13 protein-coding genes are annotated in these 14,036 nt (G+C 73.3%); 3 read left to right on the top strand and 10 right to left on the bottom strand.

All coding sequences use genetic code 11. The features are described from left to right. Positions 1 to 30 precede the first annotated feature (30 nt). The 3 genes from ACSNOG_RS13605 to ACSNOG_RS13595 form a co-directional block, all read right to left on the bottom strand. Positions 31 to 681, bottom strand: coding sequence for a hypothetical protein (locus tag ACSNOG_RS13605; protein WP_168093063.1), 651 nt, complete (start codon positions 679 to 681; stop codon positions 31 to 33). A gap of 136 nt (positions 682 to 817) precedes the next feature. After that, positions 818 to 1,492, bottom strand: a complete 675-nt coding sequence (locus ACSNOG_RS13600; protein WP_436752885.1) for a GntR family transcriptional regulator — start codon at positions 1,490 to 1,492, stop codon at positions 818 to 820. 226 nt (positions 1,493 to 1,718) lie between these two features. Beyond that, positions 1,719 to 3,083 (bottom strand): aspartate aminotransferase family protein, encoded by a 1,365-nt coding sequence (locus tag ACSNOG_RS13595; RefSeq protein WP_436752884.1) that lies wholly within the window; start codon positions 3,081 to 3,083, stop codon positions 1,719 to 1,721. Between the two features lie 360 nt (positions 3,084 to 3,443). Here ACSNOG_RS13595 and ACSNOG_RS13590 point away from each other — a divergent pair, with 360 nt between their 5' ends. Together ACSNOG_RS13590 and ACSNOG_RS13585 are read left to right on the top strand one after the other, a co-directional pair. After that, positions 3,444 to 3,647, top strand: coding sequence for a cold-shock protein (locus ACSNOG_RS13590; protein ID WP_030367030.1), 204 nt, complete (start codon positions 3,444 to 3,446; stop codon positions 3,645 to 3,647). Between the two features lie 132 nt (positions 3,648 to 3,779). Next, positions 3,780 to 5,606 carry a protein kinase domain-containing protein gene (locus tag ACSNOG_RS13585; protein WP_436752883.1) on the top strand — a complete coding sequence of 609 codons (1,827 nt, stop codon included), beginning with the start codon at positions 3,780 to 3,782 and terminating at the stop codon, positions 5,604 to 5,606. Between the two features lie 110 nt (positions 5,607 to 5,716). On the opposite strand, the gene ACSNOG_RS13580 is transcribed toward ACSNOG_RS13585, so the two are convergent. After that, on the bottom strand, positions 5,717 to 7,003 hold the full coding sequence (locus tag ACSNOG_RS13580; protein WP_336008934.1) for an adenylosuccinate synthase: 1,287 nt from the start codon (positions 7,001 to 7,003) through the stop codon (positions 5,717 to 5,719). Positions 7,004 to 7,268: 265 nt separating this feature from the next. Between ACSNOG_RS13580 and ACSNOG_RS13575 the strand changes: the two genes are divergently transcribed. Next, positions 7,269 to 8,279, top strand: a complete 1,011-nt coding sequence (locus ACSNOG_RS13575; RefSeq protein ID WP_436752882.1) for a hypothetical protein — start codon at positions 7,269 to 7,271, stop codon at positions 8,277 to 8,279. A 42-nt stretch (positions 8,280 to 8,321) separates the two neighbouring features. On the opposite strand, the gene ACSNOG_RS13570 is transcribed toward ACSNOG_RS13575, so the two are convergent. The 6 genes from ACSNOG_RS13570 to ACSNOG_RS13545 form a co-directional block, all read right to left on the bottom strand. Beyond that, positions 8,322 to 8,981 carry a response regulator gene (locus ACSNOG_RS13570; RefSeq protein WP_436752881.1) on the bottom strand — a complete coding sequence of 220 codons (660 nt, stop codon included), beginning with the start codon at positions 8,979 to 8,981 and terminating at the stop codon, positions 8,322 to 8,324. Further along, on the bottom strand, positions 8,978 to 10,294 hold the full coding sequence (locus tag ACSNOG_RS13565) for a sensor histidine kinase (RefSeq protein WP_436752896.1): 1,317 nt from the start codon (positions 10,292 to 10,294) through the stop codon (positions 8,978 to 8,980). The genes ACSNOG_RS13570 and ACSNOG_RS13565 overlap by 4 nt, the downstream gene beginning before the upstream one ends. A gap of 158 nt (positions 10,295 to 10,452) precedes the next feature. Beyond that, positions 10,453 to 11,268 carry an alpha/beta hydrolase gene (locus tag ACSNOG_RS13560; protein ID WP_436752880.1) on the bottom strand — a complete coding sequence of 272 codons (816 nt, stop codon included), beginning with the start codon at positions 11,266 to 11,268 and terminating at the stop codon, positions 10,453 to 10,455. Further along, the gene (gene kynU, locus ACSNOG_RS13555; RefSeq protein ID WP_436752879.1) at positions 11,265 to 12,506 is read right to left on the bottom strand and encodes a kynureninase; all 1,242 of its coding nucleotides are present in this window, start codon (positions 12,504 to 12,506) and stop codon (positions 11,265 to 11,267) included. Before kynU ends, ACSNOG_RS13560 begins: the two co-directional genes overlap by 4 nt. Further along, positions 12,499 to 13,365 carry a tryptophan 2,3-dioxygenase gene (locus ACSNOG_RS13550; protein ID WP_436752878.1) on the bottom strand — a complete coding sequence of 289 codons (867 nt, stop codon included), beginning with the start codon at positions 13,363 to 13,365 and terminating at the stop codon, positions 12,499 to 12,501. Before ACSNOG_RS13550 ends, kynU begins: the two co-directional genes overlap by 8 nt. Before the next feature lie 144 nt (positions 13,366 to 13,509). After that, positions 13,510 to 13,923 carry a DUF3151 domain-containing protein gene (locus ACSNOG_RS13545; RefSeq protein WP_436752877.1) on the bottom strand — a complete coding sequence of 138 codons (414 nt, stop codon included), beginning with the start codon at positions 13,921 to 13,923 and terminating at the stop codon, positions 13,510 to 13,512. Positions 13,924 to 14,036 lie beyond the last annotated feature (113 nt).

Here is a 14,036-nt window from a genome sequence, read left to right as displayed (position 1 = left end):
CTCCGTCCGGCGCGGGGCTCCGGAGCCGCCTCAGCTGAAGACGATCATCGACCCCTGCCCCAGGCTGCGCGTCGCCGCGGCGTGCAGTCCCAGCCACACGTGCCGCTCCCGGGCGAACGGGCTGTCGTCCTGCGGACCGGGTGCCGCCCGCTCCTCCAGCCCCGTGGGCCGCTCCGGGGCGGCCGGTGCGGCGGGCGGGTTGGCCGGGTCGATGCCCAGTGCCGGTGCCACGGCGTGCAGTTCGCGCAGCAGCCCCTGACTGGAGCCCAAGGGGCCGCCACCCTCCAGCAGTTCGTCGTTGGTCAGCGGGTGCGCGAAGTCCACCGGGACGTACGCTCCGGCGTGGTCGTAGTGCCACACCAGGTGCGACTGCTGCGCCGTCGTCTCGAACATCTCCAGCAACTGCTCGTAGTCACCCCCCAGTTCGTCCACGGGCGTGACGGCGAGGCCGCACAGGTTCAGCAGGTGGGCGCGGCGCAGGAAGTGCAGCGCGTCGTAGTCGAAGCCCGCTACGGGCGCCACGTCCCCCGAAAGTCCCGGCATGTAGCCGAAGACGGGGACGGGCGGCAGTCCGGCCTCGCCGAGCGCCTTGTCGTACGCGGCGATCTCCTCGGCGAAGGGGTTGTCGGGGCTGTGGCACAGCACGTCGACGAGGGGGACCAGCCAGAGGTCACAGGCCACGTGAACTCACTCTCGTTCGCGACGGCGCAACGGCCTCCCGTGCGCACGGGCGCCCCGGCTACCTGAGACCTGCCCGCTCACGCACACCGGCCGTCGATGCGATGGTCGAGCCAGCGTAGTGCCGCCGGGCCGGTTGTCATACCGGGCGGGAGGCCTCGATCAGCGCCAGGGAGTGCTGGTTGTACGCGGTGATGATGCGCTCGGCCTCCGCGGCGTTCTGCTGGGCCACGGCCTCGACCAGTTCGCCGTGGCCGTGCCACAGGCGCCCGCGGAGCGAGGGCATCCGGCGCAGCAGCGGGACGGTGAAGACCCAGCCCTGCACCCGGACCGTATTGAGGAAGTCGGATATGTACGGGTTCCCCACGATTCCGGAGAGCTCCCGCCAGAACCGGAGGTCGTAGCCGATGAGGATGTCCAGGTCGCCCGCGGCGGCGGCCCGCGAGGCCTCCTCGGCTCGGCGCCGCACGGAGGCCAGCGCGGCGGGGGTGACGCCGCGCAGCGCGTGGTCGGGCGAGCGGCGGAAGATGCCCTCGACGATCAGGGAGCGCGCCTCGACCATGTCGCGGAAGTCGGCGTAGGTGAATTCGCGCACGCGGTAGCCCTTGTGCATCTCCACGTGGAGCAGGCCCTGGGCGCACAGGTCGAGCAGCGCCTCGCGCACGGGGGTGGCCGAGACGCCGTACTGCTCGGCGATCTCCTTGACCGTGAACTGACGACCGGAGGGGAGCCGCCCCGCTATGACCTCGTCGCGCAAGGCATCGGCGATCTGCTCGCGCAGCGTCGTGCGTCTGACAGCCTCGCTGCCCGGCATCGTTCTCCGTCTCCCCTTCCCTGACCGCGCGCCATGTGCGGACGGCCTCGCAGAGGATATGCGAGGGCCGTCCCGGGCAATATGGCCGTGCGCACAGGAACGGGGCACGGTACCCCATGGGGTTTGTGCCGGTACCAGTGGGCCTGGGTGGGGCGGAGGGGGATTCCGTGGCTTTCGGCCGCCTCGGCGGCCCCGGAACCCCGGAAAGTCCGGGGCTCCGGCCGCCTCAGACCGTGAAGCCGTCGGCCACCGTCAGCGCCTCGTCCAGGATCGCGAGGCCCTCCTTGGCCTCCTCCTCGGTGACGGTGCACGGCGGCACGACGTGGGTGCGGTTCATGTTCACGAACGGCCACAGGCCCGACTTCTTGCAGGCCGCCGCGAAGGCGCCCATGGGGGCGTTGGCCTCGCCGGCCGCGTTGTACGGCACCAGCGGCTCGCGCGTGGCCCGGTCCTTGACCAGCTCCACGGCCCAGAAGACGCCCATGCCGCGCACCTCGCCGACGCTCGGGTGGCGCTCGGCCAGCTCCCGCAGGCCGGGCCCGAGGACCTGCTCGCCGATCCGGGCCGCGTTCTCCACGATGCCCTCCTCGGCCATCGCGTTGATCGTCGCCACGGCGGAGGCGCAGGCGAGCGGGTGCCCGGAGTAGGTGAGCCCGCCGGGGTAGGGCCGCTCGTCGAACGTCGCGGCGATCTCCGCGGAGATCGCGACACCGCCCAGCGGCACGTAGCCGGAGTTGACGCCCTTGGCGAAGGTCAGCAGATCGGGGGTGACGCCGAAGTGGTCGGCGGCGAACCAGCGGCCCGTGCGCCCGAAGCCCGCCATGACCTCGTCGAGGACGAACACGATCCCGTAGCGGTCGCAGAGCTCGCGGACGCCCGCGAGGTAGCCGGGCGGCGGGACCATGATCCCGGCCGTGCCGGGCACGGTCTCCAGGATGATCGCGGCGATGGTGGCCGGACCCTCGAAGACGATCGTGTCCTCCAGGTGGGCCAGCGCGCGCTCGCACTCCTGCTGCTCGCTGCCGGAGTGGAACGGCGAGCGGTAGAGGAACGGCGCCCAGAAGTGCACCACGCCGGCGGAGGCGGTGTCGGAGGGCCAGCGGCGCGGGTCGCCGGTGAGGTTGATCGCGGCGGCGGTGGCGCCGTGGTACGAGCGGTAGGCGCTGAGCACCTTGGGCCGGCCGGTGTGCAGGCGGGCCATCCGGACGGCGTTCTCGACGGCCTCGGCGCCGCCGTTGGTGAAGAAGATCTTGTCGAGGTCGCCGGGGGTGCGTTCGGCGACCAGGCGGGCGGCCTCGGAGCGCACGTCCACCGCGAAGCCCGGGGCGATCGTGCACATCCGCGCCGCCTGCTCCTGGATCGCGGCGACGACCTTGGGGTGCTGGTGCCCGATGTTGGTGTTGACCAGCTGGCAGGAGAAGTCCAGGTAGCGGTTGCCGTCGTAGTCCCAGAAGTAGGAGCCTTCGGCGCCCGCCACGGCCAGCGGGTCGATGAGGCCCTGCGCGGACCAGGAGTGGAAGACGTGCGCCCGGTCGGCGGCCTTGACTGCGGCGCCGGCTGCGGGATCGGCGGTGGGGTGCTGCGTGCTCACGGTCGTTACCTCGGATCGGTCCGGGAGGTGCCCCTGCGGTGGACAACCGCCAGCGTAAGCAGGCCCGGTCCGGCCCGACACCGGCACTGTGTATGGCTCTTGCCACGCCCGCCGACACACTGCCGGGCGGCCCGCCACGCCGCGGCGACCAGGGAAGTGCGCGAATACCGCGAATGGTACGAGCCGCATGCTACGGTCATTTTCCGTTGCAGTTATGGACCCATTCATATGCGCGCCTGAAGGTCTGCGACCTTCAGGCGCCGTCGTGTTTTACGGGCCGGCGGTCCGAAGGGCCTTACCGCGACGTGTAATTCCGCGGTGCCCGGGAATTCCGGCACCGCCGCCATCGAGGAGATCATCTTGGCTACGGGCATCGTGAAGTGGTTCAACTCGGAGAAGGGATTCGGGTTCATCGCCCAGGACGGGGGCGGCGCCGACGTCTTCGCGCACTACTCGAACATCGCAACTCAGGGCTTCCGGGAACTGCAGGAGGGTCAGAAGGTCACCTTCGACGTGACCCAGGGCCAGAAGGGCCCCCAGGCGGAGAACATCATTCCGGCCTGACCCTCCCCCAGCCACCGCCCGGGCGCCGGGCAGTGCGGACCGGGGCCACGTACTTTCCGAGTGCGGGGTCCCGGTTCTTTGCGCTCCCGCTATTCTCCGCAAGGAAACACGGGGGACACGGAGGACCTGCACATGGACAGCCTGAGGCCAGAGGATCCACGCACGCTCGGCGCGTACCGGCTGCTCGGACGCCTCGGCGCCGGCGGCATGGGCCGGGTCTACCTGGCCCGCTCCGACCGGGGCCGCACCGTCGCGGTCAAGCTCGTCCACCCCGAGCTGGCCGGCCAGGAGGAGTTCCGGCGGCGCTTCCGGCAGGAGGTGCACAGCGCCCGCCAGGTCGGCGGGGAGTGGACGGCCTCCGTCCTCGACGCGGACACCGAGGCCGGGACCCCCTGGGTCGCCACCGGCTACATCGCGGGCCCCTCCCTGCGCCAGGTCGTCGACCGGGACTTCGGGCCCCTGCCCGAGCGCTCCGTGCGCATCCTCGGCGCCGGCCTCGCGCGCGCCCTGCAGGCCGTCCACGCCGCGGGCATCGTCCACCGCGACCTCAAGCCGTCCAACGTGCTGATCACCCTCGACGGCCCGCGCGTCATCGACTTCGGCATCGCCCGCGCCCTGGAGACCGTCACCGACGGCGACGGGCTCACCCGCACCGGCGCGACCGTCGGCTCCCCCGGCTTCATGTCGCCCGAGCAGGTGCGCGGCGGCCGGATCACGCCCGCCAGCGACGTCTTCTGCCTCGGCTCCGTGCTGGCCTACGCGGCCACCGGCCGGATGCCGTTCGGCACGGCCGACAGCGGCGTCCACGCCCTCATGTTCCGCATCGCGGAGGAGGAGCCGGACCTGACCGGCGTGCCGGACGGGCTGCGCCCGCTGATCACGTCGTTCCTCGCGAAGGACCCGCAGGAGCGGCCCACGCCCGCGCAGGTCCTGGAGGTCACCGGCGTCGAGGAACTCCTCGGCGACCTGCGGTCCGCCGACCCCTGGCTGCCCGCCGGGCTCGTCGCCCAGCTCGGGCGGCACGCCGTGCAGCTGCTAAACGTGGAGGAGCCCGCGCGGTCCCCGCAGGGCGAGGAGCCCGGGCACGCGCCCACGGCGATATCCCCGGCGGGCGCACCGGCCCTGCCGCCCGCGCGGCAGGACCCGCCGACCGTCACCGCCGGCAGCCCGCCGCCCCCGCCCGGACAGCCCGCTCAGCCCCTGCCGCCGGTCGCGCCGCTGCCCGCGCCCGCCCCGTACGGCTATCCGCAGCCGCAGCCGCACCCGTACGGCCACGGTCACGCTCCCGGGCACGCTGCGGGCCACTACGACTCGGGCACCTACGTCGCCGGGCCCGTCCCCTACGGTCCGCCCGCTCCGCGCCGCTCGCGCACTCCCGTCATCCTGGCCGCCGTGGTGGCCGCCGGCCTGATCGCCGGAGGGGGCGTGGTCTTCCTCCTCAAGCAGCAGGAGTCCGCGAAGAACAACGCCCACAGCAGCGGTCCCGTGCAGTCCTCCGCTCCCGGAACGAGCGCGCCGCCCACCGCCCCCTCCACGGGCGGCGCCACGCCCGCGCCCGCCACCAGCCCGGCCACGGGCGACGACAGCGCCGGCGCCGGAACGGGCCCCCAGGCGTTCGCGGGCACCTGGCAGTCCACCTTCGGCAGCGGTGCGCGCACCAACAGCCGGACCATCACCATCTCGCGGGGCACCGTCGTCACCGTCACCATCCAGGGCAGCGGCACCCTCGACGACGGCACCTCCTACACCTGCCAGTGGAGCGCGACCGCGACCGGCGGCGGCACCGGCGGGTCCCCCCTGCGCGTCGGCCCGTCGAGCGTCACCCGGGCCAACCCCGCCTCGGCCTGCCAGCCCGGCTCGGCCTCCGACCTGGTGCTGCTGCCGGACGGCGGGATGCGGCGCGACTTCGTGGACTCGGGCACGAAAGACGCGTCATTGGTCTACCGGAAGACCGGCTGATACCCGAAGATCACCTGAACACGACGACGCCCCGGTGGTTGTGAACCACCGGGGCGACGTGCACGCGCGCGTGCTGCTCCCCCGGGAGGCGCCCCGGGGAAGCGGACGAGCTACGAAAGGAACGAGTTGATCTCGATCGTCTCGTCACGGCCCGGGCCGACGCCGATCGCGGAGATCGGGGCGCCCGACATCTCCTCGAGCGCCTTCACGTACGCCTGGGCGTTCTTCGGCAGCTCCGAGAAGGTCTTGGCCTTGGAGATGTCCTCGGTCCAGCCCGGCAGCATCTCGTAGATCGGCTTCGCGTGGTGGAAGTCGCTCTGGCTGTAGGGCAGCTCCTCGACGCGCTTGCCGTCGATCTCGTAGGCGACGCAGACCGGGATCTGCTCCCAGCCGGTGAGCACGTCGAGCTTGGTGAGGAAGAAGTCCGTCAGGCCGTTGACGCGGGTGGCGTAGCGGGCGATGACGGCGTCGAACCAGCCGCAGCGGCGGTCGCGGCCGGTGGTCACACCGCGCTCGCCGCCGATGGTGCGCAGCGCCTCGCCGTCCTTGTCGAACAGCTCGGTCGGGAACGGACCGGCGCCGACGCGCGTGGTGTAGGCCTTCAGGATGCCGATCACGCGGTTGATCTTCGTCGGGCCCACGCCCGCACCCGTGCAGGCGCCGCCCGCGGTCGGGTTGGAGGAGGTGACGAAGGGGTACGTGCCGTGGTCGACGTCGAGCAGCGTGCCCTGGCCGCCCTCGAAGAGGACGACCTTGCCCTCGTCGATGGCGTTGTTCAGGATCAGCGTCGTGTCGGCGACGTAGGGCTTGATCTGCTCGGCGTAGGCCAGCAGCTCGTCGACGATCTTGGCGGCGTCGATCGCGCGGCGGTTGTAGAGCTTCGCCAGGATCTGGTTCTTGAAGTCGAGGGCAGCCTCGACCTTCTGCTCCAGGATCGACTCGTCGTAGAGGTCCTGGACGCGGATGCCCACGCGGTTGATCTTGTCCGCGTAGGTCGGGCCGATACCGCGGCCGGTGGTGCCGATCTTCCGCTTGCCGAGGAAGCGTTCCGTCACCTTGTCGACCGTCGTGTGGTACGGCGTGATCAGGTGAGCGTTACCGCTGAGCAGCAGCTTGGACGTGTCGACGCCGCGCTCGTTCAGCCCGCTCAGCTCGGAGAGCAGGACCGCCGGGTCGACGACCACACCGTTGCCGATGACCGGGGTGCACCCCGGCGAGAGGATCCCGGAAGGGAGGAGGTGCAGTGCGTATTTCTGGTCGCCGACGACCACCGTGTGGCCGGCGTTGTTGCCACCTTGGTAGCGCACCACATAGTCCACGGATCCACCGAGGAGGTCGGTGGCCTTTCCCTTGCCCTCGTCACCCCACTGAGCACCGAGCAGCACAAGTGCGGGCACAGGCGTACACCCCTTCCGGGCGGGGCATGTCCAACGTGCGTGGTGGTGTCACCCCGCTTGCTCAAGGCGTACACCACCGCTAGAGCCGTCGAACCGGTGCCCCGGATAGACGAAGCCCCTGGCGCAACAGCGACAGGGGCTCTTGCACCGAGAGATTACCGAATATTTCGCTCGGGGGACGAACAGAAAGACCCAGGGCCCCGGGTCGCGACCGGGGGCCCTGGGGTCGTGCCCCCGGAAAAACAGCACCTGAGGAAGGACCGAGGTGTCGGCTCCAGACCCCAGCGAGCAGGCTCTGCTCGTGGTCATCGACCCGGTCGCACGCCGCGTGGACGGCGAGTCCGTACGGATCGCGAGGGACGTGCTCCGCGGCGGCGCAGCGACCAAGATCTGTCTGCCGGACGGGCCCGAGGAGGTCGAGCGCGCCCTGGCCCGGCGCGGCCGGCGGCGGCCGGTCGTCATCGGCGACGACAGCGCCCTGCTGCACGTGGTGAACGTCCTGCACCGCCGCCGCGAGCTGGGCGACATACCGGTGTCCTTCGTCCCCGTGGGGCCCCTGCCGGCCGTCTCGCTGGCTCGTACGCTCGGGGTGCCCCTGGGGACCGTCGCCGCCGCCCGGGCCGTCCTGGAGGGCGCTGAGCGGCCTCTGGACGTGCTGGTGGACGACGGCGGGGGTGTGGTTCTCGGCGGGCTGTGGATCCCCGGCGGCTACGGCCCCGGCGGTGAGACGGACGTGCCGGCCGGGCCGGTGCCGGCCGTGGCGACACCGGCGGGCGCGGCTGGGCCGAACGGGTCTGCGGAGGCGGCCGAGGGCGGCGTGGAGGCCATGGAGCCGGTGGACGCCGGCGCCGGCCCGGGTTGCGCCGCGGGAGAAGGCGTGGGCGGCAGAGGTGGTGAAGGTCACCAGCCGTGGTGGTCCCCCGCCGCGCGCACGGCCCGCTCCGCGCTCACCCTGCTGACCGGTCCGGCGGCCGCGGGCCGTGTCCCGCTGCCCGGCTGCACCCGGCTGCGGGTCGAGGCCGACGGGGTGCTCGTCACCGACCTCGACCGGCCGCTCACCCGCCTCTCCGTGGCGGCCGCGGACGGCGGCCTCGCGGAGCTCACGGTCCACACGCACGAAGCCGACCGCCCCCCTCAGCGCTCGCGCGCCCGCCGCATCACGGTCTCCGGCCCGGCCTTCCGCTACCGGGCGGACAACGCCCTCGCGGGCCCGGTCCGCAGACGGACGTGGACGACGCACGCGGAAGGGTGGCGGCTGGTGCTGCCGCGGGGGTAGGCCGGGGCTGCCGGGGGGCAGGTCCGCCGTGCCGGGCGGCGGTCAGCCGCCCGGCGTGACCAGGCCCGCCTCGTAGGCGAAGACCGCCGCCTGCGTCCGGTCGCGCAGGCCGAGCTTCACCAGGATGCGGCTGACGTGCGTCTTGACGGTCGACTCGGCGACGACGAGGTGCGCGGCGATCTCCGAGTTGGAGCGCCCCTGCGCGACCAGCACGAGCACCTCCGTCTCCCGTTCGGTCAGCTCCCCGACCCGCTCCTGCGTGGGCGGCCTGGGCGCGCCGAGCCGGGAGAACTCCTGGATCAGGCGCTTGGTGACCGTCGGCGCCAGCAGGGCCTCCCCCGCGGCCACCACCCGCACGCCGTCCGCGAGCTGCCGCGCCGAGGCGTCCTTGAGCAGGAAGCCGCTCGCTCCCGCCCGCAGCGCCTGGTAGACGTACTCGTCCAGGTCGAAGGTGGTCAGGACCAGCACCTTCGCGTCCGCATCGGCGGCGACGATCTCCCGGGTGGCCTCCAGTCCGTTGAGCACGGGCATCCGGATGTCCATCAGGACGACGTCAGGGCGCAGAGCGGCGACCTTTTCCACAGCCTGCCTGCCGTCGACGGCCTCACCGATGACCTCGATGTCCGGCATGGCGTTCAGGAGGACGGAGAAGCCCTCGCGGACCATCATCTGATCGTCCACGATCAGCACGCGGATGGTCATGCGGCGGCCTCGCCGTGAGCGGTCTGCTCGCCCGGGGCGACCGGCAGGAAGACCGCGACCTCGTAGCCGCCCTCGGCCGTCGCCTCCGCGGTCATCTCGCCGCCGAGCATCGCGACGCGCTCGCGCATCCCGAGGACGCCGTGGCCGGCGCCGGGCGACGGCTTCGCCAGCCGGTTCGGCGCGCCGTTGACCACGCGCAGGCCCAGCCCGCCGAGGACGTAGCTGACCTCCACGCGCGCACCGGCGCCCGGCGCGTGCCGCAGGACGTTGCTGAGCGCTTCCTGCACGATCCGGTACGCCGAGAGTTCCACGCCCTGCGGCAGCGGCCGCACGGCGCCCGTCGTCACGTGCTCGACGGGCAGCCCCGCGGAGCGGACGTTCTCGATCAGGCCGGGGAGCGCTTCGAGCGTGGGCTGCGGGGCCTCCGGATCGGCGAACGCGTCGGGGTTCTCCGAGCGGACGACGCCGAGGACCCGGCGCAGCTCGGTCAGCGCCGCGACGGCGTTCTCCCGGATCGTCTGGAACGCCGCCGCGAGCTCGGGCGGGGTGTCCTCGACCCGGTACGGGGCGGCCTCGGCCTGGATGGCGACGACCGACATGTGGTGCGCCACGACGTCGTGCAGCTCCCGGGCGATGGTCGTGCGCTCCTCCAGCACGGTGCGGCGCGAACGCTCGACCTCGGTGACGGCCGCCTGCGCGGCGACCTGCTGCTTGCTCTCGCGCAGGCCGCGGCCGGCGGCGGCGGCGAAGAGCAGCACTCCGGCCAGGAGCATCATCTCGGCCATGTCGCCGCCGATGGTGTCGTACGGGCTGCCGGCCCGGGCGAACACACTGATGAACACCCCCAGCGCGCCGGTCAGCAGCCACATCTCGGCCGCCACCCGCGGGCGGGTGCGCAAGGTGACGACCAGCATGACCACGAGGTGCGAGAGGAAGGTGACCGGGTTCCACGGGCCCATGGCGTAGCCGCCGAAGAACAGGCTGGTGAAGAGCAGCACCCCCGCGGACAGCCACCAGGCGCCGACCGGCCGGAAGAGCGTCATCAGCATCGGCACGCCGACGAACAGCGCCGTGAGCATGCCGAGCAGTCCGCCCGCTTCGGCGAAGGTCACGAGCATGACCATGCCGGTGAAGGCGGTGAACGCCGCGTGCGGGAGCCACCGGGCGTACCGGGCGGCCCGGCGGGGCAGCAGCCGGACCAGCCCGTGGTCCGCGGCGAGCGGCGGCAGCGGCCGGAAGGCGAAGGCGTCGTGGAAGAGGTCCTCGCGCAGCCGGTCGAGGGCGCCTCTCGCTATCCGCATCTCACTGCGCATGCGGGGCTCATAGGTGTCGGTCACGCCATCAACCGTAGGCAACGGGCATTCGTAGGGCGTCCCCATGAATGGGGATCTCTCGGGGTCCTCCTTAAGACGGACGCCGCCCCGGAGGGGGACTACGGAGCGGGACTACGAAGGGGCATTACGGAGGGGGATTACAGCGCCCCGGCCCCCAGCGCCGTCAGCAGCGTGCCGCACGCCGCAGTGCCCGGTGTCACAGGGGCGTAGTGGCCCACGCCCGGGAGGATCTGCAGGATGACGTCCGCCCCGGGGTGCCGCATCGCCGCCGCGGCGTAGGACCGGGACAGGGCGACGGGGACGTCGGCATCGGCGTCGCCGTGGAGGACCGTGACCGGGACGCGGGCGGGGCCCCGGAGGACCGGATCGGCCTGCGGGCGGTGCCCCCCGACGCCCGAAAACCGGTGCCCCCCGGCGCCCGGAAAACGGTGCTCCCCGGCGCCCAGGAAGTCGTCCACCGCGCCCCCGCTCAGCCGCAGCTCCCGCGCCCGGGCGAGGTCGGCGACCGGTGCCACGGCGACGACGGCGTCCACGCCGGGCGGGCGCACGACCCCGCTCGCCGCGCACAGGGCCAGGTGCCCGCCCGCCGAGTGCCCGGCGAGCACATGCCGGGAGGGCGGCCCGCCGGGGCGCACGCGGACGTTCAGGGCGCGCAGGGCGTCGTCCAGGGTCTGCGGCCAGCCGCCGCCCCCGTCCGCGCCGACGCGGCGGTACTCGGCCAGGGCGACCTCCACGCCGCGCGCGGCCAGGGCCGCCGCGAGGGGTGCGAGGTGACGGCGGTCGTACGCCTCGCGCCAGAACCCGCCGTGCAGCAGCGTCACGCGCACGCCGGAAGGGGCGGCGGGCAGGTGGAAGTCGACGACCTGGCTCGGGTGCGGGCCGTAGGGGACGGTCGCGTCGGGCGGGACGTACGGCAGGCCGAACAGGGCGGCTTCCTCTTCGTCCGCCGTCATCGCCCGGCCCCCTCCCCCACATCTGCCAGAACGTCCGCCAGCACCCGCGCGGCCCGTTCCGCGTCCGCGAAACGCGTGTACAGCGGCGTGAAACCGAACCGGAGGACGTCGGGGCGGCGGAAGTCGCCGACGACGCCGCGGCGGACGAGCTCCGCCATGACCTCCCCGGCGCCTCCCGCGGGGCCCGCCGCGCAGCGCAGCGACACCTGGCTGCCGCGCTCCGCGTGTGCCTGCGGCGTCACGGACTCGACGCGGCCCTGCGGCACGTATGCCTCGACGCAGCGCAGGAAGAAGTCGGTGAGGGCGAGGCTCTTGGCGCGGACCGCCGCGAGGTCCACGCCGTCCCAGACGTCGAGGGCGGCGTCGAGGGCGAGGAGCGAGAGGATCTCCGGCGTGCCGACGCGGCCGCGGGCGGCGCCGTCGGCGGGTGCGTAGGCGGGGTCCATGGCGAAGGGGTCGGCGTGGGAGTTCCAGCCGGGGAGCGGGGAGTCGAAACGGTCTTGCAGGGCGCGGCGCACGTAGAGGAAAGCGGGCGCGCCGGGGCCGCCGTTGAGGTACTTGTACGTGCAGCCGACCGCGAAGTCCGCCCCGCCGGCGTCGAGGTGGACGGGGAGCGCGCCCGCGCTGTGGCACAGGTCCCACACGGTGCGGGCGCCGGCCGCGCGGACGGCCGCGGTGACGGCGGGGAGGTCGTGGAGGCGGCCGGTGCGGTAGTCGACGTGGTTGACGAGGGCGACGGCGGTGCGCGGGCCGGCCTCGCGGGCCATGTCCGCGGCGTCGACGGGGCGGATCCGGCAACCGGTCATGCGGGCGGCGGAACGGGCGATGTAGCCGTCGGTGGGGAAGGTGGCGGCGTCGACGAGGATCTCGTCCCGGCCGTCGCCGTCCCGCTCGGCGAGACGGACGGCGGCGACGACCGCCTTGAAGACGTTCACGCTCGTCGAGTCGCCCACCACGACCTGGCCCGGTCCGGCCCCGACGAGAGCGGCGACGCGGTCGCCGACCCGCTCGGGCGCCGCCCACCAGCCGGATTCCTCCCAGGAGCGGATGCCCAGCCGCCCCCACTCGCGCCCGACCACGTCGGCCAGGCGCCCGGCGACGGCGCGCGGCGGAGCGCCCAGCGAGTTCCCGTCGAGGTAGACGACGCGGTCGTCCAGGTCGAACTCGGCGCGCTTGAGCGCCAGTCCGTCGGCGGCGTCGAGCGCCGCGGCCTCCTTGGCCGGCACCGCGTCAGACACGGCTGCGCGCCGTCCACAGCTCGGGGAAGACGCTCTTCGCCGCGCGCTTCTCCAGCCAGGCGACGCCCGGCGAGCCACCGGTGCCCACCTTCGCGCCCATGGCCCTGCGCGTGGCCACCAGGTGGTCGTTGCGCCAGCGCCAGACGAGCTCCGCGACCTCGGTCAGGGCCTCGCCCAGGCGGCACTCCTCGCTGCCCTCGTCGCCCGCGTAGACGCGCTGCCACACGTCCTCCACGGCCGGGACCGGGACGTACCGCTCGGCGGGATCGCGGTCGAGGACGTCGGCGGGTATCGCGTGCCCGCGCCGCGCAAGCCAGCGCAGCACCTCGTCGTACAGGCTCGGGGCGTGCAGCGCCTCGGTCAGCTCGGCGTGCGTGCGGGGCGCTCCGCGGTAGGGCACGAGCATGGCCGGGGCCTTCTCGCCCAGGAGGAACTCCAGGCGCCGGTAGGTCGCCGACTGGAAACCGGACGCCTCGCCGAGCGCGCCGCGGAAGGCGTTGAACTGGGTGGGCGTCAGGTGCGCCAGCGGCTCCCAGGAGGCGTTGAGGGAGGCCAGCTCGTACGTCGAGCGCCGGAGCGCCGCCATGGCGGTGGGCAGGTCGTCCTCGCGGAGGGCGCGTGCGGCGGTGGTCCACTCGTGGACGATGACGGTGAACCACAGCTCCATCACCTGGGTGGTGACGAGGAAGACCATTTCCCCGGGGTCGTCGGAGAGGGGCTTCTGGAGGCGGGTGAGGACTTCGGCCCGTACGTAGTCCTCGTACGGCGTGGTGCCCCGGAATTCGAGGTTCGGGGACTCGGCGGTCTCCGGCCCGGTGGCCTCGGGGGCCATGGGGAAGGGCGGCTGCGGATGCGACATCGCGTACTCCTAGGCGCGTTGCTCCCGGGTAGCGGTCCGCCCCTTTCCGTCGCCTTCGGAGCCCCGGTCCCCTGCGCGCATCATGCGTCCCGGACACCACCTACGGCAAGAGCCGAGAGTGGTGTCCGGTGCCCGTGGGGCGGCTCAGCCCAGGGTGCTGGCGGCCGTGGGGGAGCTGTCGCGCAGGAAGGTGGAGCAGCGCTCGTACTCCTCCTGCTCGCCGATCGCCTGCGCGGCGCGCGCGAGGGCGTGCAGCGCGCGCAGGAAGCCGCGGTTCGGCTCGTGCTCGAAGGGGACGGGGCCGTGGCCCTTCCACCCGCTGCGGCGCAGGGCGTCGAGGCCGCGGTGGTAGCCGGTGCGGGCGTAGGCGTAGGACTCGACGACCCGGCCGGCCTCGAACGCCTCGTCGGCGAGCTGCGCCCACGCGAGCGAGGATGCCGGGTACTTCGCGGCGACCTCGGCGGGGGCCGCCCCGGAGGCGAGCAGCTCGCGCGGCTCCGGGTCGTCGGGCAGGTGGGTCGGGGGCGGGCCCCCGAGCAGGTTCTCGTGAATGGACATGGGCTCCAGTCTGCCCTTCCGCTGCGCTTTGCGTTACCGGGCACCGGGGGCTTTCCCCAGGCAGGCTCCCCGCCCGCGCACCGCCCGGTGGCCCCTCGCCCGGTGACCGCTTG

The organism is Streptomyces sp. URMC 124 (genome assembly GCF_051386455.1).
In the GTDB taxonomy this organism is placed as follows: domain Bacteria; phylum Actinomycetota; class Actinomycetes; order Streptomycetales; family Streptomycetaceae; genus Streptomyces.
Note: the sequence above shows the minus strand (reverse complement) of the source record. Positions and strands in the feature narration are given on the sequence as shown.

Excerpts from the sequence above, each read along its gene's own strand:
- ACSNOG_RS13600 (WP_436752885.1), bottom strand. The coding sequence starts at position 1,492 with ATGCCGGGCAGCGAGGCTGTCAGACGCACGACGCTGCGCGAGCAGATC.
- ACSNOG_RS13585 (WP_436752883.1), top strand. The coding sequence starts at position 3,780 with ATGGACAGCCTGAGGCCAGAGGATCCACGCACGCTCGGCGCGTACCGG.
- ACSNOG_RS13570 (WP_436752881.1), bottom strand. The coding sequence starts at position 8,981 with ATGACCATCCGCGTGCTGATCGTGGACGATCAGATGATGGTCCGCGAG.
- ACSNOG_RS13565 (WP_436752896.1), bottom strand. The coding sequence starts at position 10,294 with ATGCGCAGTGAGATGCGGATAGCGAGAGGCGCCCTCGACCGGCTGCGC.
- ACSNOG_RS13560 (WP_436752880.1), bottom strand. The coding sequence starts at position 11,268 with ATGACGGCGGACGAAGAGGAAGCCGCCCTGTTCGGCCTGCCGTACGTC.
- ACSNOG_RS13550 (WP_436752878.1), bottom strand. The coding sequence starts at position 13,365 with ATGTCGCATCCGCAGCCGCCCTTCCCCATGGCCCCCGAGGCCACCGGG.
- ACSNOG_RS13545 (WP_436752877.1), bottom strand. The coding sequence starts at position 13,923 with ATGTCCATTCACGAGAACCTGCTCGGGGGCCCGCCCCCGACCCACCTG.